Raw genomic sequence first — 19668 nt, 5'->3', positions numbered from 1 at the left:
AAAAGCACGTCACCACCTGATTTCTAGAGAAACCCCATGAGCCTCAAATGCGGCATCGTCGGCCTGCCTAACGTCGGCAAGTCCACCCTGTTCAACGCGCTGACCAAGGCGGGCATTGCCGCCGAAAACTATCCGTTCTGCACGATCGAGCCGAACGTCGGCATCGTCGAAGTGCCGGACGCGCGCCTGAAGGCGCTCGCCGACATCGTCAAACCCGAGCGCATCCTGCCGGCCGTGGTGGAATTCGTCGACATCGCCGGCCTCGTCGCCGGCGCCAGCAAGGGTGAAGGGCTCGGCAACCAGTTCCTCGCCAACATCCGCGAAACCGACGCGATCACGCACGTAGTGCGCTGCTTCGAAGACGATAACGTGATTCACGTCGCCGGCAAGATCGATCCGCTGTCGGATATCGAAGTCATCAACACCGAACTGGCGCTGGCCGATCTGGCGACGGTCGAAAAATCGCTCTCGCGTTATTCGAAGGCCGCCAAGTCCGGCAACGACAAGGAAGCGATCAAGCTCGCCGCCGTGCTGGAAAAGGTCCGTGCGCAGCTCGACCAGGCTAAGCCCGTGCGCGCGCTCGACCTGTCGGACGAAGAGCAAGTGCTGCTCAAGCCGTTCTGCCTGATCACCGCCAAGCCGACCATGTATGTGGCCAACGTGAAGGAAGACGGCTTCGAGAACAACCCGCATCTGGATGCGGTGCGCAAGTTCGCGGACGCCGAGAAGGCGCCGGTCGTCGCCGTGTGCGCGGCGATCGAAGCTGAAATCGCCGATCTGGAAGACGAAGACAAGCAAGTGTTCCTCGCCGACCTGGGCATGGAAGAGCCGGGCCTGAACCGCGTGATCCGCGCCGGCTTCAAGCTACTCGGCCTGCAGACGTACTTCACGGCAGGCGTGAAGGAAGTTCGGGCCTGGACGATTCATATCGGCGACACGGCGCCGCAAGCAGCGGGCGTGATTCACACCGACTTCGAGCGTGGCTTTATTCGTGCGCAGACGATTGGCTTCAACGACTTCGTCACCTACAAGGGTGAACAAGGCGCGAAGGAAGCCGGCAAGATGCGGGCGGAAGGTAAGGAATACGTCGTGCACGACGGGGATGTGATGAACTTCTTGTTCAACGTCTAAGGGCAAACATCGGCTGGCGTGTTGCGCCACGATGTAGAAAACCCCGTAGCGCCTGGCGCGCTTACGGGGTTTTTCTATTCAGCGACTGGTCATCGATTAGTCCACCCTGCTTTCAGCCTCGGCGCCACACCGCAACGGCAAACTGATCCCCACCCGAATCGCCGTCATCTTCGCCGGCGAGTCCGACAAAACCGCATCAATCCCCAGACAAGCCGCGGCACGATAGTCATCCGCGTTGTTCACGGCAATCGCGACGACATGCACATCCGGACGTTGCCTGAAACACGCCACCGTCGAGGGCGTCCACAGCGTCGCATTCACCTCCGAGCGCCCTTCCCCGAGCGTGAATTTCTCCACCACCGTCACCGTCCGATGCAACTCGAACGCGGCCGAAGCATGTTCAGCGGGTGCATCGACACACCCCTGCTGAAGCAACACACGCACCAGCCGGGTGCGTGTGGCATCCCGCGATTCAAAAATTTTCGCCTGCGGATACGCCGCAAAGCTGCGCTGATACTCGGCCTCGGTCGAATAAAGCGTCACCCGCGACCACGCGTTTTCCTCGCTCAACACCTGCGCCACAGCCCGGGTCTGCAGCTCCGCTGGCAGCGCCTTCATATCGAGAATGACCGGCATCGACGCCGGAATGACCCGTAAAGCTTCGCGCAGCGTCGGAATCCCCACCGGCCGGCCACGATACGGATAAGCATCCGCACCCTGAGCGTCAGCCTGGTGGAAACTCCACCCGGCATTGACCCGCGCAAGCTCAACTGCCGCGCGTGCCGACACCGGCCCCTTCGCGTCGGTAAGCGCCGAAAGATCCGCCGGCCGATACAACACAGGCACCCCATCCTTGCTTAGTTGCACCGTCAACCACATTGCATCGGCATGATGCGCAACCGCGAGGCGAATCGCCTCCAGCGTGTTCTCGGGCGCGTCGCCAGTACCGCCCCGATGCGCGATGATCTGCGGCAGTACAGACGTCGAAACATCCGCAGACGCCGACAAAGGCGCAGCACAACCCGACAACAACCCACTACAGAAAGCGAACACTAAACCAGCGCAAATCAGGCGAGGCATCTGGACTCCTGAATAGAACGGACGGGACCGGAGCGACTATCTTACGGTTCGCAGATCTCAAAACAATGTAGGGCAAACCAATCAGACAAATAAGCAGCCATCGCTCAGCCTGAAATCCAAACTGGCGGCGACCTCTACAGCTTCGCTTCTGTTTAAAATTTGCCGGTGTTAAATTGCCGCTTTCGCCGCCGCAGTGGCGGCCGCTGCCAGCACGAGGAACGATCCGCAAACGGCAACCCTCGTACCCTGGACTGTCATCGACTCAAACTAAAATCGCGCAACCCTCAAGCTGCGCCCGTCCGACCAAGGAGACCATCGATGAGTTGCACCCCGCTGTTCCGTAAGCTCGCCGTCGCGGCAGTGTTTGCCCTCTGCGTCAGTCAGGCCGCCCAGGCCGCGACGGAAATCCAGTTCTGGCATGCCATGGAAGCCGCCCTCGGCGAGCGTCTGAACGACATCGCCAACGACTTCAACGCCTCGCAAACCGACTACAAGATCGTCCCGGTCTTCAAGGGCTCCTACGACCAGACACTGGCGGCCGGCATCGCCGCCTATCGCAGCGGCAACGCGCCGGCGATCCTGCAGGTCTATGAGGTCGGCACGGCCACGATGATCCAGGCGAAGAAAGCGGTGATTCCGGTCTCCGAAGTGTTCAAGCAGGCCGGCGTGCCGCTCGACGAGAAGGCTTTCGTGCCGACCATCGCCAGCTACTACAGCGACTCCAAAACCGATCAGCTCATCTCGATGCCGTTCAACAGCTCGACGCCGGTGCTGTATTACAACAAGGACGCCTTCAAGAAGGCCGGCCTGGACCCGAACCGGCCGCCGCGGACCTGGGATGAACTGCGCAAGGACGCGCAGAAGCTGAAGGCCTCGGGCATGTCGTGCGGTTACTCGTCGGGCTGGCAGAGCTGGATCCAACTCGAGAACTACAGCGCCTGGCACGGCCTGCCGTTCGCGACGGAAAACAACGGCTTCGACGGCGCCGACGCGCAACTCGAATTCAACAAGCCGCAACAGATCGCGCACATCCAGTTCCTGCAGGACATGGCGAAGGAAGGCACGTTCACCTACGTCGGCCGCAAGGACGAACCGGTGTCCAAGTTCTATAGCGGCGACTGCGGCATCATCACGAACTCCTCGGGGTCGCTTGCCAACATCAAGAAGTACGCCAAGTTCAGCTTCGGCACCGGCATGATGCCCTACGACGCCAGCGTGAAAGGCGCGCCGCAGAACGCGATCATCGGCGGCGCGAGCCTCTGGGTCCTGTCCGGCAAGGATCCGAGCGTCTACAAGGGCGTGGCGAAATTCCTCGCCTACCTCGCCTCGCCGCAGGTCGCGGCCAAATGGCACCAGGACACCGGCTATCTGCCTATCACCACCGCGGCTTATCAGTTGACCCAACAACAGGGCTTCTACGAGAAGAACCCAGGCAGCGAGACTGCGATCAAGCAAATGCTCAACAAGCCGCCGCTGCCCTTCACCAAGGGCCTGCGCCTGGGCAACATGCCGCAGATCCGCACCATCATCGACGAGGAACTCGAACAGGTTTGGGCGGAGAAGAAGACACCTAAGGATGCGCTCGACTCCGCCGTCACACGCGGCAACGAATTGCTGCGCCGCTTCGAGAAGGCCGGCAGCTAAACGCTGGCTGGCTTCAGCATGTAGCCGGGCCAACGGCCCGGCGTTTTCTTCAGAGAGCCTTCATGGAAAAGCGATCCCGCTTCGGCGTCGGCGTCCTGCCTTATCTGCTGGTTGGGCCGCAACTGGCGATCACGCTGGTGTTCTTTCTTTGGCCGGCCGGCGTCGCGCTGTGGCAGTCCACGCAAAGCCAGGACGCGTTCGGCACGTCCAGCGAATTCGTCGGCCTCGCCAACTTCAAGCAGATGTTCGCCGATCCGCTTTACCTGGCATCGTTCGAGACCACGCTGATTTTTTGCGCGCTCGTGACGATCAGCGGGCTCGTGATTTCGCTGCTGCTCGCCGTCTGCGCCGATCGCGTCACACGCGGTGCGAAGGCCTATCAGACGCTGCTCATCTGGCCGTATGCAGTCGCCCCGGCGATTGCCGCGGTGCTATGGTCGTTTCTCTTCAATCCGAGCATCGGGCTCGTGACCTATGCGCTTGCGAAGTACGGCATCGTCTGGAATCACGCACTCAACCCGGGCCAGGCGATGTTTCTCGTCGTGCTCGCCTCGGTCTGGAAACAGGTCAGCTACAACTTCCTGTTCTTCTACGCCGGCCTGCAGGCCATTCCGCGCTCGCTGATCGAGGCGGCCGCCATCGACGGCGCCGGACCGGTGCGGCGCTTCTTCGGCATCGCGCTGCCGCTGCTGTCGCCGACGAGCTTCTTCCTGCTCGTCATCAATCTGGTCTACGCGTTCTTCGACACCTTTCCGATTATCGACGCGGCCACCGGCGGCGGTCCGGGACAATCTACGCGAACGCTGATCTACCGGATCTTCGCAGAGGGCTTCCAGGGCCTCGACATCGGCAGTTCGGGCGCGCAATCCGTCGTGCTGATGGTGATTGTCATCGCGCTGACGGTAGTGCAATTCCGTTTCATCGAGCGGAGGGTCCAATACTCATGATCGAGAATCGCCGCGGTTTCGACCTGTTCTGCCACGCAGTGCTGATTATCGGCGTCGTGCTGGTGGTGTTTCCGGTGTACGTCGCGTTTTGCGCGGCCACCATGAGCGAGCATGAAATCTTCACCGTGCCGCTTTCGCTCGTGCCGAGCACGCATCTGTTCGAGAACATCGCCAACGTCTGGGTGCACGGCAGCGGCAATGCGGCGAGCCCCTTCGGCCGCATGCTGCTGAACAGCCTTGTGATGGCGCTAGTGATCTCCATCGGCAAGATCGCGATTTCGATGATCTCCGCGTACGCCATCGTGTTCTTCCGCTTTCCGTTCCGCAATCTCGCGTTCTGGCTGATCTTCGTCACGCTGATGCTGCCGGTCGAGGTGCGCATCTTCCCGACCGTGCAGGTCGTGTCGTCGATGCATCTGTCCAATACTTACGCTGGCTTGACCCTTCCGTTGATCGCTTCGGCCACCGCGACCTTCCTGTTCCGGCAGTTCTTCATGACCCTTCCCGATGAACTGATGGAAGCGGCCCGCATCGACGGTGCCGGCGCGCTGCGCTTCTTCTGGGACATCGTGTTGCCGTTGTCGAAGACCAATATCGCGGCGCTCTTCGTGATCACCTTCATTTACGGCTGGAATCAGTACTTGTGGCCGATCCTGATCACGAGCCAGCAATCGCTGACCACCGCGGTGGTGGGCATCAAAAGCATGATCGCGTCGGGCGACACGGCCACTGAATGGCATCTGGTGATGACTGCGACGCTGCTCGCGATGCTGCCGCCGCTCGCCGTGGTGCTGACGATGCAGCGGTGGTTCGTGCGCGGCCTCGTGGACTCCGAAAAGTGAGCCTGGCGAACCTGGTCGTGAAACGGCTCGTGGGTCGAGCGCCGAGCTGATCGATCCACAGGCGAATCAACCGGCTAATGAACTGAACAACTTGGCGGCAACGCATAGCCTGCAAGGCCCGCGTGACCGCAGACGCAAACAAAGGCGGATGGAATGGCTGCATTGACGCTACAGAGCGTGAAGAAAACCTACGACGGCAAACAGTTCGTGCTGCACGGCATCGACGTGCAGGTCGCTGATGGCGAATTCGTCGTGATGGTCGGTCCGTCGGGCTGTGGCAAGTCGACCTTGCTGCGCATGGTGGCAGGGCTCGAGAGCATCTCCGAGGGCTCGATCTCGATCGACGGCAAGGTGGTCAACCGGCTCGAGCCGAAGGACCGCAACATTGCGATGGTATTCCAGAACTATGCGCTCTACCCGCACATGAGCGTGGGGCAAAACATGGGCTACGCGTTGAAGATCAGCGGCGTGGACCGTGCTGCGATCGACCGGCGCGTGCAGGCCGCCGCGCAGATTCTAGAACTCGAGCCACTGCTCGAACGTAAGCCTCGCGAGCTGTCGGGCGGCCAGCGGCAACGGGTGGCGATGGGCCGCGCGATCGTGCGGGAACCCGCCGTGTTTCTGTTCGACGAGCCGCTCTCGAACCTCGACGCCCGACTGCGGGTACAGATGCGCCTCGAAATTCAGCGCCTGCACGCTCGTCTGGCCACAACCAGCCTCTATGTCACACACGACCAGATCGAAGCGATGACGCTGGCCCAGCGCGTGATCGTGATGAACCGCGGCCACGCGGAGCAGATCGGTGCGCCCACCGAGGTCTATGAGCGGCCGGCCACGGTGTTCGTCGCCAGCTTTATCGGCTCGCCGGGGATGAATCTGCTGGAAGGCCGCGTGTCGGACGACGGCGCTACCTTCGAAGTCGCCGGCAACGGTCCGAAGCTGCCGCTCGCGGGCGTGCCGTGCATCGGCCGCGAGGTGGCGGCCGGGCGCGAATGGATCGTCGGCATCCGGCCCGAGCATATGACGCCTGGGCTGCCGGACGCGGCGCATGTCACCCTGACGGTCGACTCTTGCGAACTGCTCGGCGCCGACAACCTCGTGCATGGGCGCTGGGGCAAGCACGACGTGACGGCGCGACTGCCGCATGCCCACCGTCCCGCCAATGGTGAAGCGCTGCAGGTCGCGTTCCCCGCGCAGCATCTGCATTTCTTCGACCCGGCGAGCGGCAAGCGCGCGAACTGAGCCATTGGTTGGCGGTGCGGCTGAAGGATCGCCCGTCGGCCCGCGGCCCAGCCTGCGCCATCAGGGGCGTGCCTGATAAGCTTAGGGCATAGCGAGGCGCGGCCGTACCGAACGTTAGGCCAACGGCGCCGCCCTGCACCATCTCGTCCGACTCCACCGCCGCGCCCCGAAGTACAATGACACCTCTTCCGCCACGCGTGGCGCCGCGTCGAACGCTCGGAGCGCTTCGACGCCACGCCCGCACCGGCCGGAAACCGGCGACACCGAATTCCCATCCACCCCACGACCGCCCGCCCCCAGCGCGGCCGGCGGCGTCAACGCCCTATTGCAAGCAAAATGGCCCAATACGTTTTCACCATGAACCGGGTCGGCAAGATCGTGCCGCCCAAGCGTCAAATCCTCAAAGACATCTCCCTGTCGTTCTTCCCCGGCGCGAAGATCGGCCTGCTCGGCCTGAACGGCTCGGGTAAGTCGACGCTGATTCGCATCATGGCGGGCGTCGACAAGGACATCGAAGGCGAAGCCACGCCGATGCCGAACCTGAACATCGGCTACCTGCCGCAGGAACCGCAACTCGATCCGCAAAAGACGGTGCGTGAAGCGGTCGAAGAAGGTCTCGGTGAAGTGTTCGGCGCGCAGAAGAAGCTCGACGAGATTTACGCCGCCTACGCCGAACCGGACGCGGATTTCGACGCGCTTGCTGCCGAGCAGGCCAAGTACGAAGCGATCCTCGCCACCGCCGACGGTAGCGCCGAGCAGCAGATCGAAATCGCCGCCGATGCACTGCGTCTGCCGGCGTGGGACGCCAAGATCGAGCATCTGTCGGGCGGCGAAAAGCGCCGCGTCGCACTGTGCAAGCTGCTGCTCGAAAAGCCGGACATGCTGCTGCTCGACGAACCGACCAACCACCTGGACGCCGAATCGGTAGATTGGCTCGAACAGTTCCTGACGCGTTTCCCGGGCACGGTCGTCGCCGTGACCCACGATCGCTACTTCCTCGACAACGCCGCCGAGTGGATTCTCGAACTCGACCGCGGCCACGGCATTCCCTGGAAGGGCAACTACAGCAGCTGGCTCGACCAGAAGGAAGAGCGCCTGAAGCAGGAAGAAGCGTCGGAATCGGCACGCCAGAAGGCCATCAAGAAGGAACTGGAGTGGGTGCGCCAGAACCCGAAGGGCCGTCAGGCGAAGTCGAAGGCGCGTATTGCCCGCTTCGAGGAACTGAACAGCCAGGACTACCAGAAGCGCAACGAAACCTCGGAAATCTTCATTCCGGTGGGCGAGCGCCTCGGCAACGAAGTGATCGAGTTCAAGAACGTCTCGAAGGCATACGGCGACCGTCTGCTGCTCGACGACGTCAGCTTCAAGATTCCGGCGGGTGCGATCGTCGGCATCATCGGCCCGAACGGCGCCGGTAAGTCGACGCTGTTCCGCATGCTGACCGGCAAGGAACAGCCGGATTCGGGCGAAATCGTGCAAGGGCCGACGGTCAAGCTCGCGTACGTGGACCAAAGCCGCGACGCGCTCAACGGTTCGAAGACGGTGTTCGAAGAAATTTCCGGCGGCGCCGACGTGCTGACGGTGGGCCGTTATGAAACGCCGTCGCGTGCCTACATTGGCCGCTTCAACTTCAAGGGTGGCGATCAGCAGAAGATCGTCTCGAACCTGTCGGGCGGTGAACGCGGCCGTCTGCACCTGGCCAAGACGCTGATCGCGGGCGGCAACGTCCTGCTGCTGGACGAACCGTCAAACGACCTCGACGTCGAAACGCTGCGCGCGCTCGAAGACGCGCTGCTCGAATTCGCCGGCTCGGTGATGGTGATCTCGCACGATCGCTGGTTCCTCGACCGTATCGCCACGCACATCATTGCGTTCGAAGGCGATTCGCAAGTGACGTTCTTCGACGGCAACTACCAGGAATATGAAGCGGACAAGCGCAACCGCCTGGGTGAAGAAGCTGCCCGGCCGAAGCGTCTGCGCTACAAGCCGATCGCGCGCTAAACGCGCCTGACCGGGAGGCCGCGCCGCATCTGGCGCGGCTCGCCCGGCAGCCAGCTGTGCGGCACGGGGCTTGCTCCGCTGTCAACGGCCAGTCGCGCCTCGCGCGGCTACGAGGAGGCAAGCATGGCGATGTCGACTGGAAGACGCGTAGCCATTGCCGTCGCCGGCATTGTGCTGGTGCTGGTCGCTGTCGCCCTCGGCGGGCTTTACTTCGCGCAATACGAAGTCAAACAGCGGGTGATCGCCGCCCTCGGGCCGCTCGGCAGCGCGGAGAGCATCGACGTCGGCTTCACCTCCGTGCGTCTTACCCACGTTCGCCTCAAAGGCCCGCCTGGCTGGCCCGCCCCCGACGCGTTACGCGCCGATCAGATCACGATCATCCCCGACGTTCGCGACCTGCTGCAAAAACGTGTGCATATCCGCTCGGTCGTGGTGAACGGTTTCGACCTCTCGGTCGTGCGCCGTGCGGATGGCACCCTCAATCTGCTACCCAATCTCAAGGAATCGCTGAACCGGCCGGATACCGGCGCGAATGCTGGCGAGACGCCCCTGCCGCGAGAAAAGCGCGTCGATCACATCGCCTTCGAGCGTGGCACCTTCGAGTTCTACGATTACACCGTCAGCAAGCCGGCCTATAAGGTGGCGGTGACCCAGGCCAGTGGCAGCGTCGACAACCTGCATTTGCCCGCGCTCACCGACCCGACGAGCGTCGCGGCCAACGGTTCGATCGTCGGTCCGGCGCATACCGGCACCGTCTCCTTCGGCGGCTGGATCAAGATTGCCAGCAAGGATTCGCAGACCACCAGCACGCTGCGCGGTGTCGACGCCGCCATGCTCGATCCCTATCTGCTCAGGAAGGCGGGCGTCAAAACGCAGATCGCAGGCGGCACAGTCGACATGACGGTCGAATCGACGGTGCGCAACTATCACCTGCACGCGCCGGGCACACTGACCCTGCACCACCTGCAACTCGCCGATAACGGCAACCCGCTCGACACCTTTCTGTCGATTCCCACCAAGGCAGCGGTTGCGGCGCTGAAGACGCGCAACGGCGACATCACCGTGCACTTCGTGCTTGACGGTAATTTGCGTGACCCGAAATTCTCGGTGAACGAGAACCTGCTGAACAAGCTTGGGACCGGCTTCGCGCAGGCGATGGGCGTGAGCGTCGAAGGCGTGGCGAAAGGCGCGGGGGAAACGGTGAAGGGCTTGGGCAACGCGCTCAAGAATCTGCTCGGGCAATAGGGCGTTACTATGGGGCGTAAGTTCGGTTCGTCACTACGCCTTGACACGTCGCAAGGAAAGTTCGAAATCGGAGGAGACAACCCATGCAGGCAAAGACACCGCGCTTACGGCGCATCCAGTGGGTCGCGCTGGCGTTCCTGACGCTCGCCGGCATCGTCAATTATCTCGATCGCAGCACGCTGTCGATCGCGAATCATTCGGTCAGCGGCGAACTGGGGCTCTCCGCGTCGCAGATGGGTCTGCTGCTGTCCGCGTTCTCATTTTCATACGCGTTCTCGCAATTGCCGATGGGCGCGCTACTCGATCGCTTCGGCGCACGCCTGATGCTGGGGCTCGGCATGTTCGTCTGGTCGGTGGCGCAGTTGTTTGGCGGCTTCGTACAGAACCTCCAGCAGTTCCTGGTTGCGCGGATCTGCCTCGGCATCGGCGAAGCGCCGCAATTCCCAGCCGGCGCGAAAGTCGTCAGCGAATGGTACTCACTGCGTGAGCGCGGCCGGCCGACCGGCATTTTCACCACCTCGTCGACCATCGGCCCCGCCCTCGCACCGCCCATTCTCACTGGCCTGCTGCTCGCGTTCGGCTGGCGCTGGATGTTCATCGCGATGGGGGTGATGGGTATTGCGGTGTCGATCGGCTGGTACCTCGTCTATCGCAACCGGCGCGAAGTCGTGCTCGAAGCGGACGAAGTCACGCATCTGACCGAGGAGGAGCCGCACACACGCGCCGAGCGCCGCATGACGGGGGCCGAATGGCGCGGCCTGTTCGCCTCGCGGACCACGTGGGGCATGATCTTCGGCTTCATGGGCGTGATCTACATGGTCTGGCTGTATCTGACGTGGCTGCCCGCCTACCTCGAGCACGAACGGCATCTGTCGATTGCGAGGACCGGCTGGATCGTTTCGATTCCCTATCTGTTCGGCACGCTGGGCATGCTGTCGAGCGGCTTTGTCGCCGATGGATTGATGGCGCGCGGCGTCGCCCCGATCCGCAGCCGCAAGTGGCCGATCTGCACGGGACTGATTTTTGCAGCCGCGTTCACCGTGCCCGCGGCCTACACGCCGAATACCACGCTCGCCATCGTCTATCTATCGCTGGCGATGTACTTCATCAACATGGCAAGCGGCGGAGCATGGGCGCTCGTCAGCGTCGCCGCGCCACGGCACCTGGTGGCGTCGCTCGGCAGCATCCAGAACTTCGGCGGTTACTTCGGGGGTTCGTTCGCGCCATTCATCACGGGCGTGGTGGTCGAGCAGACCCACTCGTTCGTCGACGCCTTCCTGATCAGCGCGGGCGTATCGTTCGCCGCGGCACTCGTTTATATGTTCGTGGTGCGCGCGCCGATCGCCGAGCGCGCCGAAACCGCAGCAGCCGCAACGCTGGCCTGAGCGCCCCGGCTCTGTCAGACCGGCAAACCCAACTCGCGCAGCCTGGCTTCGGTTTGCGCCGCGCAGGTGTGATGCACGCCGTGCCAGCCGAGCGCGGTGGCGGCCTGGGCGTTCTTGAGGTTATCGTCGATAAAGACGAGTTCATGCGCTTCGATGCCGGGCAGCTGCACCTCGATGCGCTGGCGCATTTCAGCGAAGATCGCCGGGTCCGGCTTCACCAGTTTGACGCGGCCCGACACGACGATGTCGCGAAAGCGCCGCAGCACCGGGAAGTGCTCCCACGCATACGGAAACGTCTCGTCCGACCAGTTGGTGAGACCGAACAGCGGCACGCCCGCCGCGTCGAGCTTGTCGAGCGTCGCCACACCATCCTCGAGCACACCGCCGATCATCTCGTGCCAGCGCTCATAGAACGCGCGGATCAGCGCCTCGTGATCGGGAAACTGCGCGACCAGTTCGCCGGTACCCTCGGCGATCGTCTGACCGCCGTCCTGACGGATCACCCAGTCCATCGAGCAGACATGCGTGAGAAACCAGCGGCGCTCAGTCTCGTCGGGAATCAGTTGGCGGAACAGATAGTCGGGGCTCCAGTCGATCAGCACCCCGCCGAAATCGAACACCACGGCCTTGATGCTCATGCGAACTCCGTTGCCAGGACGTCGGCGAGCGAACGCACCGAGACCCGGTTGCCCGACATGGAGGAGTGCGCCCACACGCGATTGTGATGCGCGACGATCTGCTCGGGCGAGAGATGCGAGGTCTGCTGCGTGGTGTGGAGATCGGAGACGACCGTGGTCCGATAGCCGAGCAAAGCGGCACGGCGCGCGCCGGTGTCGACGCAAAATTCGGTCGCGTAACCGCAGATCAGCAGGCGCTCGATGTCGAGCCGGTCAAGCTGCGCTTTAAGCGGCGTGTCGTGAAACGAGTCGCCGACCGATTTGCGCACGAGGATATCTTCGCCGGTGCGCACGAGCGATGCGGGAAGTTGCCAACCCTCGCTGCCGTACTCGACTTCCGGGTCGCCCGCTTCATCATGCTGGACGATGAACACCGGCGCCCCTGCCGCTCTCGCCGCCGCGGTCAGGCGGTTGATGCCGTCGATCACCTCAGCGCCTCGATAAGAGGCGTTTGGGCCGCTGAAAAAAGCCTGCTGCACATCGATCACCACCACTGCCACGCCAGCCATACGCCGCTCTCCTTAGTCGCTCATTGCGGCAGAGGCGCCGTCGGAACCTCGCCGCTCCGGTTACTGACCGCCGCCTCAAACAGCCTGCGTCCGCGTCTCCAGCCACGCCTTCGCCTCACCGGACACATGCGGCGCAATCCGCGTGCGCACCATCTCGTGGTACGCGTTCAGCCATGCACGCTCGTCCTCGCGCAGCATCGACAGGTCGAAGCAGCGTGTATCGATCGGGCACAGCGTCAGGGTCTCGAACTGGAGGAAATCGCCGAACTCGGTCTTCTGCGCCGGGCGGTTCAACACCAGGTTCTCGATCCGCACGCCCCACTTGCCCGGCCGGTAGATACCCGGCTCGACCGAGGTGATCATGCCCTCTTCCATCGCCGTCCATGGCTCGGCCGGCGCGTAGTGCGAAATGATCTGCGGGCCCTCGTGCACGTTCAGGAAATAGCCGACGCCATGACCTGTGCCGTGACCGTAATCGGCCCCGGCTTCCCAGATCGGCGCGCGCGCGATCGAGTCGAGCATCGGTGAACGGATGCCGCGCGGAAACTTCGCCCGCGAGAGCGCCATCATGCCCTTCAACACCACCGTGCAATCGCGCCGCTGCGCATCGCTCAGCGTGCCGATCGGCAAGACGCGCGTGATGTCCGTCGTGCCGGTCAGATACTGGGCGCCCGAGTCGATCAGCAGCAGCCCGTCGCCTTCGATGATCGAATGCGCTGCGGCGGTCGCGCGGTAGTGCGGCATCGCACCGTTGGCGTTGAAACCGGCGATGGTCGCAAAGCTCAGCGAGATGTAGTCCGGACGCCGTGCACGGGCGGCCGTCAGCCGTTCGTCGACGGTCAGTTCCGTGATCTTCTCGCGGCCCAGCGCGCCTTCGAACCATGCGAAAAATTCGGCCAGCGCCGCACCGTCCTGCTCCATCGTCGCCCGCACGTGTTCGGCGTCCGCCTCGGTCTTGCGCGACTTGAGGAAGGTCGACGGGTTCACCGCTTCGACGATCTTCACCGTCGACGGTACCGATTGCAGCAGGCCAAACGTGATCCGGCGCGGATCGATCAGCAAGGTCGATCCACCTGGCAGTACGGCGAGCGCCTCGGCCGCTTTGCCATACGATTCGACGTGGATGCCATCGCGCGCCAGCGCTTCGACCAGCGTCTGCGGCACCTTGCCGTCGGCCACGAAGAGCGACACGCGCTCAAGCCCGATCAGCGCATGGGCGACGAACACCGGGTTATAGCTGACGTCGGCGCCGCGCAGATTCAGCAGCCATGCGAGATCGTCGAGCGTCGAGACGAAGTGCCACTGCGCGCCCTTTTCCTGCATCGCGCGGCGGATCTGGTCGAGCTTGTCGGTACGCGGCATCGTTGCGTGCGGCGCGCTGTGTTCGAAGACGGTTTCAGTCGGCAACGACGGACGCTGGGGCCAGATCGAATCGAACAGATCGAGGTCGGTACGCAGTTTCACCCCGTGGGCGCTCAACACCTGACTAAGCGAGCGGGCAGCCGCAAGACCCAGCACCGCACCGTCGACGCCGACGGTGCCGCCGGCAGGCACGTTCTGCGCCATCCAGTCGAAATGCGGCTGCGACTGCTGGCCGCCCATCATCTTCATCAATTGGACACCGGTGCCGGCCAGTTGCGCGTCGGCCTGCTCCCAGTAACGGCTGTCGGTCCATAGGCCGGCAAAGCCGTCCGTGACCACCAGCGTGCCGGCCGAGCCAGTAAAGCCGGAGAGCCATTGGCGCCCTTGCCAGCGGCCGGGCAGATATTCGGAAAGATGCGGATCGGCGGACGGGACCAGATAGGCCGCGAGGCCTTCGCGCTTCATTGCGCCGCGCAGGTGAGCGATACGCTCAGGAATAGAGGAGGTTTCGGGAAGTCGGGCATTCATCGGATTCACCTGCAAATGTTCAGCGACGGGACAACAAGCCGACCGTCACGGCAACGGCAATCAGCGCAAGAGCCGTACATACCGGCCATTCGAGCGTATCACCATCATGGAAGAGACCGGTCACGTTGCCGGCCATGCGGGCGACCGCAGCGCCCAGCACACCAGCCAGCAGCGCGACCCAGAAACGTGTGCGGCTTGCGCGCCGCAGCGGATGCAGCCACCAGCCCGCGAGGCCGATTACTGCGCCCAGCAACACGATACCGGGCCAACCCATCAGTAGGGGACCTCACTCACTTTCGGACTCTTCTCATAGGCGTAAAGCGTTCGGGCAGCTAGCATTTTTGTCTCGTTAACTATAAAGGTCAGCACGGCGCTTTCCGCGTAGCGGTTGAGTTTAGGGGCCGGGGTCACATTTAGGCAAGCCGTAAGGTTTCGCCGCCCACGCCTGCCACGCTGAAAGCGCGTCCTATGCGAATCGCCCTCATCGAGCCTGACCTCCGCCACGCGGAACTCGTGGACAGGCTAATCTTCGCCGGCGGCCATGGCTGTCGCCATTTCATCGCCAGCGCGCCGTTTCTCGCGAGCGCATACGACGAGTTCTTCGATCTCCTGCTGACCGATAGTTGGGCCGGCGACCGCCCGGCCGAAGACGTGATTCCTCGTGCCCGCAGTATCCTGCCCAGCCTGCCAGTCATCATGTTGATGTCGGCGCCGCGCGAAAGTGAGATTGTCGCAGCATTGCACGCCGGCGCGGATGATTGTCTGATCAAACCGGTTCACGGCCCCGAAATGCTGGCCCGCGTCGACGCCCTGCTGCGGCGTGCCGGCCTGCGCCGCCCGCCCAACCGCAGGCTCGACGTGTTCGGCGGTTACGTATTCGACGCCGCGCACTTTACCGTGACATTCCACGGTCAGACAGTGGCACTAACCCCCAAAGAATTCCGTTTCGCGCTGCTACTGTTCAACAATGTTTCGCGGCCGGTGTCGCGCGCGCATATTCTCGAAACAGTCTGGACCCGGCGGCGCGACGTAAGGTCGCGCACGCTCGACACGCATGCGTCGCGGGTGCGCACCAAATTACAGCTGCGACCCGAGCACGGCTATTGCCTGACGCCGCTTTACGGCTTCGGCTACCAGCTCGACGCGGTCGCCCCCGAGGGCGGCGCGCTCGCCTAAAGGTCCACCCGGACTGAAAGAATTGCGGAAACGCTATAATATTGGGCTAAACCATAGCGCCCCACCATAGCGCCCCCTATGCAGCTTCTAACGATCGGAATCAATCACCACACCGCGCCCGTCGCCTTGCGCGAACGCGTGGCGTTTCCGCTCGAACAGATCAAACCTGCATTAGCGACCTTCAAGGACATCTGGCTCGGCCCCGCAGCCAGGAGCGCGCCTGAAGCGGCGATCCTGTCCACCTGCAATCGCACCGAACTCTACTGCGCGACCGACGACCATGCGGCCCGCGAAGCCGCGATCCAGTGGTTTTCGCGGTATCACAACCTGCCGGTCAGCGAACTCGCGCCGCATGTGTACGCACTGCCGCAGTCGGAAGCCGTGCGCCACGCATTCCGGGTAGCATCAGGGCTCGATTCGATGGTGCTGGGCGAGACGCAGATCGTCGGGCAAATGAAAGATGCGGTGCGCACGGCCTCGGAGGCCGGCGCCCTCGGTACTTACCTGAACCAGTTGTTCCAGCGCACCTTCGCGGTGGCCAAGGAAGTGCGTACTACTACGGAGATCGGTGCGCAATCCGTTTCGATGGCCGCGGCGGCAGTGCGTCTCGCGCAGCGCATCTTCGACAAGGTGGCGAACCAGCGTGTGCTGTTTATCGGCGCGGGCGAAATGATCGAGCTATGCGCGACCCACTTCGCTGCACAACAGCCGCGCGAACTGGTGGTGGCGAACCGTACCGCCGAGCGCGGCACACGGCTCGCCGAGCGCTTCAATGGCCGCGCCATCCCACTATCTGATCTTCCCACCCGGATGCACGAGTTCGACATCATCGTCTCGTGCACGGCATCCACCTTGCCGATCATCGGTCTGGGCGCTGTCGAACGTGCGGTGAAAGCGCGCCGCCACCGGCCGATCTTCATGGTCGATCTCGCCGTGCCGCGCGATATCGAACCCGAAGTCGGCCAGCTCGAAGACGTGTTCCTGTATACCGTCGACGATCTCGGCGCGATCGTGCGCGAAGGCAACGCTTCGCGCCAGGCGGCTGTTGCGCAAGCCGAAGCGATCATCGAAACGCGGGTGCAGAATTTCATGCAGTGGCTCGACGCGCGCAGCATCGTGCCGGTGATCCGCCATATGCACACCCAGGCCGACCTGTTGCGCCGTGCCGAAGTCGAACGCGCGCAAAAGGCGCTCGCTCGCGGCGACGATCCCGCTGCCGTGATCGAGGCGCTCTCGCAAGCGCTGACCAATAAGCTGATTCATGGTCCGACGCATGCGCTCAATCGCGCCAGCAGCGAAAATCGAGATAAGCTCATCGAACTGATGGGCGGTTTCTACAAACATTCCGGTTCTTCGGAACGTTAGCGGCGCTGCCGCCACGCGCCGCCTGGCCACGTATTCCGGCAGGCCGGCGCCCACCTCCAGGGCTTGCGCCCGCTTCCCCAGTTACGCCGTCCTTTCCGGAGCCCGCTCCGTTACCGTCCGATGAAAACGAGCATGCAAAGCAAGCTCGACCAGCTCACTACCCGGCTGGCCGAACTGAACGACCTGTTGAGCCGCGAGGACATTACCTCGAATCTCGACCAATACCGCAAGCTCACGCGTGAGCACGCCGAGCTTGGGCCAGTGGTCGAGCATTACGGGCTGTGGCGCCAGGCCAGCAACGACGCGGCCACCGCGCAGGAACTGCTGACCGATCCGGGAATGCGCGACTTCGCCGAAGAAGAGATTCGCGCCGCCCGTGAGCGGATGGATAAGCTCGGCGCCGAACTGCAGAAAATGCTGCTGCCGAAAGACCCCAACGACGACCGCAACATCTTCCTCGAAATCCGCGCGGGCACGGGCGGCGACGAGTCGGCGCTGTTCGCAGGCGACCTGCTGCGCATGTATCTGCGCTTCGCCGAACGCAACCGTTGGCAGATCGAAATGATGTCGGCCAGCGAGTCGGACCTGGGCGGCTATAAGGAAGTGATCGTGCGGATCGCCGGTGAAGCAGCGTACTCGAAGCTCAAGTTCGAGTCCGGCGGCCATCGCGTGCAGCGCGTGCCGGCCACGGAAACCCAGGGCCGCATCCATACCTCGGCCTGTACGGTCGCGGTGATGCCGGAAGCGGATGAAATCGGCGAAGTCGAGATCAATCCGGCGGATCTGCGCATCGATACCTTCCGCGCCTCCGGCGCCGGCGGTCAGCACATCAACAAGACCGATTCGGCCGTGCGGGTGACTCACTTGCCCACGGGCATCGTGGTCGAATGCCAGGACGACCGCTCGCAGCACAAGAACAAGGACCGCGCGCTGAAGGTGCTCGCCGCGCGTATCAAGGACAAGCAGTATCACGAGCAGCACGCCAAGGAAGCCGCGACCCGCAAGAGCCTGATCGGCTCGGGTGACCGCTCAGAGCGCATCCGCACCTACAACTTCCCGCAAGGGCGTCTCACCGATCACCGCATCAACCTGACGCTGTACCGCCTCGAATCGATCATGGATGGCGATCTCGACGAACTGATCGCCGCGCTGGTGAGCGAGCATCAGGCCGAGTTGCTGGCGTCGCTCGGCGATGCGGACTAAGCCTGACCGAACATACGGGACGCACCGGCTCCATGAATAACGCCGCCGCCCTGCTGCGCGCCTCGCCGCTGCCGCCGCTCGAAGCACGCATCCTGCTAGGGCACGTGCTCGGCTGGCGCCGTACCGAGTTGATCACGCGTAGCGACGAGCCGCTCGATGCCGAGCGGGTGGGACGTTTTCAGGCGCTCGAGGCGCGGCGGGTAGCGGGTGAACCGGTGGCGCAGCTAATCGGCGCGCGGGAGTTCTTCGGGCTCGATTTCGAAGTGACGCCGGATGTGCTGATCCCCCGGCCGGAAACCGAATTGCTGGTCGAAACCGCGTTGGCGGCGCTCGAGGGGATCGCGCGCCCGCGTGTGCTCGATCTTGGCGCCGGCACCGGCGCGATCGCGATCGCGATCGCCTCGGTCAGACCCGATGCGCAGGTCTGGGCCGTCGACCGCTCGAGCGAAGCACTGGCTGTGGCCACCCGTAACGCCGCCCGCCTGCTCGATGCAACACGCCCCGGCGGCGCGGTGCAGCTTGTGCAAAGCGACTGGTACGAGGCGCTCGATCCCACCCTGCGCTTCGACGTGATCGTCAGCAATCCGCCGTACATCGCGAGCGGCGACCCGCATCTGTCGGAAGGCGATCTGCGCTTTGAACCGCGCGGCGCGCTGACCGACGAGGCCGATGGCCTGAGCGCCATCCGCAGCATCGTCGCCGGCGCGCCTGCACGCTTCACCGCGAGCGGCGGCGTGCTATGGCTCGAACACGGCTACGATCAGGCAGTTGCGGTACGCGCGCTGCTCAACGAGGCAGGTTTCTCAGCGGTGCGCTCGGAATGCGACCTCGCCGGTATCGAGCGCATTAGCGGCGGCAAGTGGCAAGCAGGTGAATAACGCCGCACTCCGGCAACGCCGTGGCAACTTCACGGCAACCCCGCCGCAAGACCGCCGCCCGCCTGTCGCAACGAAATCCGCTATCATTTCAATCTATCTCCACCACATTCCGGAACCGCAAGGTCAGTCATGGATACGCAACAACGCATCAAGCAAATCGTCGACGAAAACGCCGTCGTGCTCTTCATGAAGGGCACGGCCCAGTTTCCGATGTGCGGCTTTTCGGGCCGCGCCATCCAGATCCTGAAGGCATGCGGCGTCGACTCGCCCAAGACCGTCAACGTCCTCGAGGACGACGAAGTGCGCCAGGGCATCAAGGAATTCTCCAACTGGCCGACCATTCCGCAGCTCTACGTGAAGGGCGAATTCATCGGCGGCTCGGACATCATGATGGAGATGTACCAGAACGGCGAACTGCAACAGTTGTTCGCCGCGGCCTGAGCGCCGCCTGAC

General features: G+C 63.3%; 18 protein-coding genes. 13 read left to right on the top strand and 5 right to left on the bottom strand.

Features of this window, described 5'->3' with window-relative positions:
- Nucleotides 1–36 precede the first annotated feature (36 nt).
- Nucleotides 37–1131 carry a redox-regulated ATPase YchF gene (ychF, locus tag BLQ92_RS34430; RefSeq protein ID WP_090693774.1) on the top strand — a complete coding sequence of 365 codons (1095 nt, stop codon included), beginning with the start codon at nt 37–39 and terminating at the stop codon, nt 1129–1131.
- A gap of 96 nt (nt 1132–1227) precedes the next feature.
- On the opposite strand, the gene BLQ92_RS34425 is transcribed toward ychF, so the two are convergent.
- Nucleotides 1228–2211, bottom strand: coding sequence for a glycerophosphodiester phosphodiesterase family protein (locus BLQ92_RS34425; protein WP_090693770.1), 984 nt, complete (start codon nt 2209–2211; stop codon nt 1228–1230).
- Nucleotides 2212–2529: 318 nt separating this feature from the next.
- Here BLQ92_RS34425 and ugpB point away from each other — a divergent pair, with 318 nt between their 5' ends.
- The 7 genes from ugpB to BLQ92_RS34390 all read left to right on the top strand — a co-directional run bounded on the left by ugpB (nt 2530) and on the right by BLQ92_RS34390 (nt 11517).
- Nucleotides 2530–3855 (top strand): sn-glycerol-3-phosphate ABC transporter substrate-binding protein UgpB, encoded by a 1326-nt coding sequence (gene ugpB, locus BLQ92_RS34420; protein ID WP_090693765.1) that lies wholly within the window; start codon nt 2530–2532, stop codon nt 3853–3855.
- A gap of 62 nt (nt 3856–3917) precedes the next feature.
- Entirely contained in the window at nt 3918–4802 is an 885-nt protein-coding gene (gene ugpA, locus BLQ92_RS34415; RefSeq protein WP_090693762.1) for a sn-glycerol-3-phosphate ABC transporter permease UgpA, read from the top strand.
- Nucleotides 4799–5644 carry a sn-glycerol-3-phosphate ABC transporter permease UgpE gene (gene ugpE, locus BLQ92_RS34410; protein ID WP_090693759.1) on the top strand — a complete coding sequence of 282 codons (846 nt, stop codon included), beginning with the start codon at nt 4799–4801 and terminating at the stop codon, nt 5642–5644. The genes ugpA and ugpE overlap by 4 nt, the downstream gene beginning before the upstream one ends.
- Nucleotides 5645–5797: 153 nt before the next feature.
- Nucleotides 5798–6886: a sn-glycerol-3-phosphate import ATP-binding protein UgpC gene (locus BLQ92_RS34405; protein WP_090693755.1), complete on the top strand. Its 1089-nt coding sequence runs from the start codon at nt 5798–5800 to the stop codon at nt 6884–6886.
- A gap of 336 nt (nt 6887–7222) precedes the next feature.
- Nucleotides 7223–8887, top strand: coding sequence for an energy-dependent translational throttle protein EttA (gene ettA, locus BLQ92_RS34400; RefSeq protein WP_090693750.1), 1665 nt, complete (start codon nt 7223–7225; stop codon nt 8885–8887).
- 123 nt (nt 8888–9010) lie between these two features.
- The gene (locus tag BLQ92_RS34395) at nt 9011–10132 is read left to right on the top strand and encodes a DUF748 domain-containing protein (RefSeq protein ID WP_090693746.1); all 1122 of its coding nucleotides are present in this window, start codon (nt 9011–9013) and stop codon (nt 10130–10132) included.
- A gap of 83 nt (nt 10133–10215) precedes the next feature.
- Nucleotides 10216–11517, top strand: a complete 1302-nt coding sequence (locus BLQ92_RS34390; RefSeq protein WP_090693742.1) for an MFS transporter — start codon at nt 10216–10218, stop codon at nt 11515–11517.
- 14 nt (nt 11518–11531) lie between these two features.
- On the opposite strand, the gene BLQ92_RS34385 is transcribed toward BLQ92_RS34390, so the two are convergent.
- From BLQ92_RS34385 to BLQ92_RS34370, 4 genes are all read right to left on the bottom strand, one after another.
- Nucleotides 11532–12155, bottom strand: a complete 624-nt coding sequence (locus BLQ92_RS34385) for an HAD family hydrolase (protein WP_090693739.1) — start codon at nt 12153–12155, stop codon at nt 11532–11534.
- Nucleotides 12152–12703, bottom strand: coding sequence for an isochorismatase family protein (locus BLQ92_RS34380; protein ID WP_090693735.1), 552 nt, complete (start codon nt 12701–12703; stop codon nt 12152–12154). Before BLQ92_RS34380 ends, BLQ92_RS34385 begins: the two co-directional genes overlap by 4 nt.
- A gap of 75 nt (nt 12704–12778) precedes the next feature.
- Nucleotides 12779–14593 carry an aminopeptidase P family protein gene (locus BLQ92_RS34375; RefSeq protein ID WP_090693864.1) on the bottom strand — a complete coding sequence of 605 codons (1815 nt, stop codon included), beginning with the start codon at nt 14591–14593 and terminating at the stop codon, nt 12779–12781.
- 19 nt (nt 14594–14612) lie between these two features.
- Complete coding sequence (locus BLQ92_RS34370) at nt 14613–14867, bottom strand: hypothetical protein (RefSeq protein ID WP_090693730.1); 255 nt, start codon at nt 14865–14867, stop codon at nt 14613–14615.
- A gap of 194 nt (nt 14868–15061) precedes the next feature.
- Here BLQ92_RS34370 and BLQ92_RS34365 point away from each other — a divergent pair, with 194 nt between their 5' ends.
- The 5 genes from BLQ92_RS34365 (at nt 15062) to grxD (ending at nt 19656) form a co-directional block, all read left to right on the top strand.
- Nucleotides 15062–15769, top strand: coding sequence for a response regulator transcription factor (locus BLQ92_RS34365; protein ID WP_090693726.1), 708 nt, complete (start codon nt 15062–15064; stop codon nt 15767–15769).
- A 78-nt stretch (nt 15770–15847) separates the two neighbouring features.
- Nucleotides 15848–17134, top strand: a complete 1287-nt coding sequence (hemA, locus tag BLQ92_RS34360; RefSeq protein WP_090693722.1) for a glutamyl-tRNA reductase — start codon at nt 15848–15850, stop codon at nt 17132–17134.
- 120 nt (nt 17135–17254) lie between these two features.
- Entirely contained in the window at nt 17255–18337 is a 1083-nt protein-coding gene (gene prfA / locus BLQ92_RS34355) for a peptide chain release factor 1 (RefSeq protein ID WP_090693719.1), read from the top strand.
- Nucleotides 18338–18369: 32 nt separating this feature from the next.
- Nucleotides 18370–19215: a peptide chain release factor N(5)-glutamine methyltransferase gene (gene prmC, locus BLQ92_RS34350; protein ID WP_090693715.1), complete on the top strand. Its 846-nt coding sequence runs from the start codon at nt 18370–18372 to the stop codon at nt 19213–19215.
- 129 nt (nt 19216–19344) lie between these two features.
- Complete coding sequence (gene grxD, locus BLQ92_RS34345) at nt 19345–19656, top strand: Grx4 family monothiol glutaredoxin (RefSeq protein ID WP_090693711.1); 312 nt, start codon at nt 19345–19347, stop codon at nt 19654–19656.
- The last annotated feature ends 12 nt before the right edge of the window (nt 19657–19668 follow it).

Source organism: Paraburkholderia phenazinium (assembly GCF_900100735.1).
GTDB classification, from domain to species: domain Bacteria; phylum Pseudomonadota; class Gammaproteobacteria; order Burkholderiales; family Burkholderiaceae; genus Paraburkholderia; species Paraburkholderia phenazinia.
This window is presented reverse-complemented; position numbering and strand designations above follow the sequence as displayed.

Coding starts and splice junctions, on each gene's coding strand:
- prfA (WP_090693719.1), top strand. CDS start 17,255: ATGAAAACGAGCATGCAAAGCAAGCTCGACCAGCTCACTACCCGGCTG.
- hemA (WP_090693722.1), top strand. CDS start 15,848: ATGCAGCTTCTAACGATCGGAATCAATCACCACACCGCGCCCGTCGCC.
- BLQ92_RS34395 (WP_090693746.1), top strand. CDS start 9,011: ATGGCGATGTCGACTGGAAGACGCGTAGCCATTGCCGTCGCCGGCATT.
- BLQ92_RS34385 (WP_090693739.1), bottom strand. CDS start 12,155: ATGAGCATCAAGGCCGTGGTGTTCGATTTCGGCGGGGTGCTGATCGAC.
- BLQ92_RS34405 (WP_090693755.1), top strand. CDS start 5,798: ATGGCTGCATTGACGCTACAGAGCGTGAAGAAAACCTACGACGGCAAA.
- grxD (WP_090693711.1), top strand. CDS start 19,345: ATGGATACGCAACAACGCATCAAGCAAATCGTCGACGAAAACGCCGTC.
- ugpE (WP_090693759.1), top strand. CDS start 4,799: ATGATCGAGAATCGCCGCGGTTTCGACCTGTTCTGCCACGCAGTGCTG.
- ettA (WP_090693750.1), top strand. CDS start 7,223: ATGGCCCAATACGTTTTCACCATGAACCGGGTCGGCAAGATCGTGCCG.
- ychF (WP_090693774.1), top strand. CDS start 37: ATGAGCCTCAAATGCGGCATCGTCGGCCTGCCTAACGTCGGCAAGTCC.
- ugpB (WP_090693765.1), top strand. CDS start 2,530: ATGAGTTGCACCCCGCTGTTCCGTAAGCTCGCCGTCGCGGCAGTGTTT.
- BLQ92_RS34380 (WP_090693735.1), bottom strand. CDS start 12,703: ATGGCTGGCGTGGCAGTGGTGGTGATCGATGTGCAGCAGGCTTTTTTC.
- BLQ92_RS34375 (WP_090693864.1), bottom strand. CDS start 14,593: ATGAATGCCCGACTTCCCGAAACCTCCTCTATTCCTGAGCGTATCGCT.
- ugpA (WP_090693762.1), top strand. CDS start 3,918: ATGGAAAAGCGATCCCGCTTCGGCGTCGGCGTCCTGCCTTATCTGCTG.
- BLQ92_RS34370 (WP_090693730.1), bottom strand. CDS start 14,867: ATGGGTTGGCCCGGTATCGTGTTGCTGGGCGCAGTAATCGGCCTCGCG.
- BLQ92_RS34425 (WP_090693770.1), bottom strand. CDS start 2,211: ATGCCTCGCCTGATTTGCGCTGGTTTAGTGTTCGCTTTCTGTAGTGGG.
- prmC (WP_090693715.1), top strand. CDS start 18,370: ATGAATAACGCCGCCGCCCTGCTGCGCGCCTCGCCGCTGCCGCCGCTC.
- BLQ92_RS34390 (WP_090693742.1), top strand. CDS start 10,216: ATGCAGGCAAAGACACCGCGCTTACGGCGCATCCAGTGGGTCGCGCTG.
- BLQ92_RS34365 (WP_090693726.1), top strand. CDS start 15,062: ATGCGAATCGCCCTCATCGAGCCTGACCTCCGCCACGCGGAACTCGTG.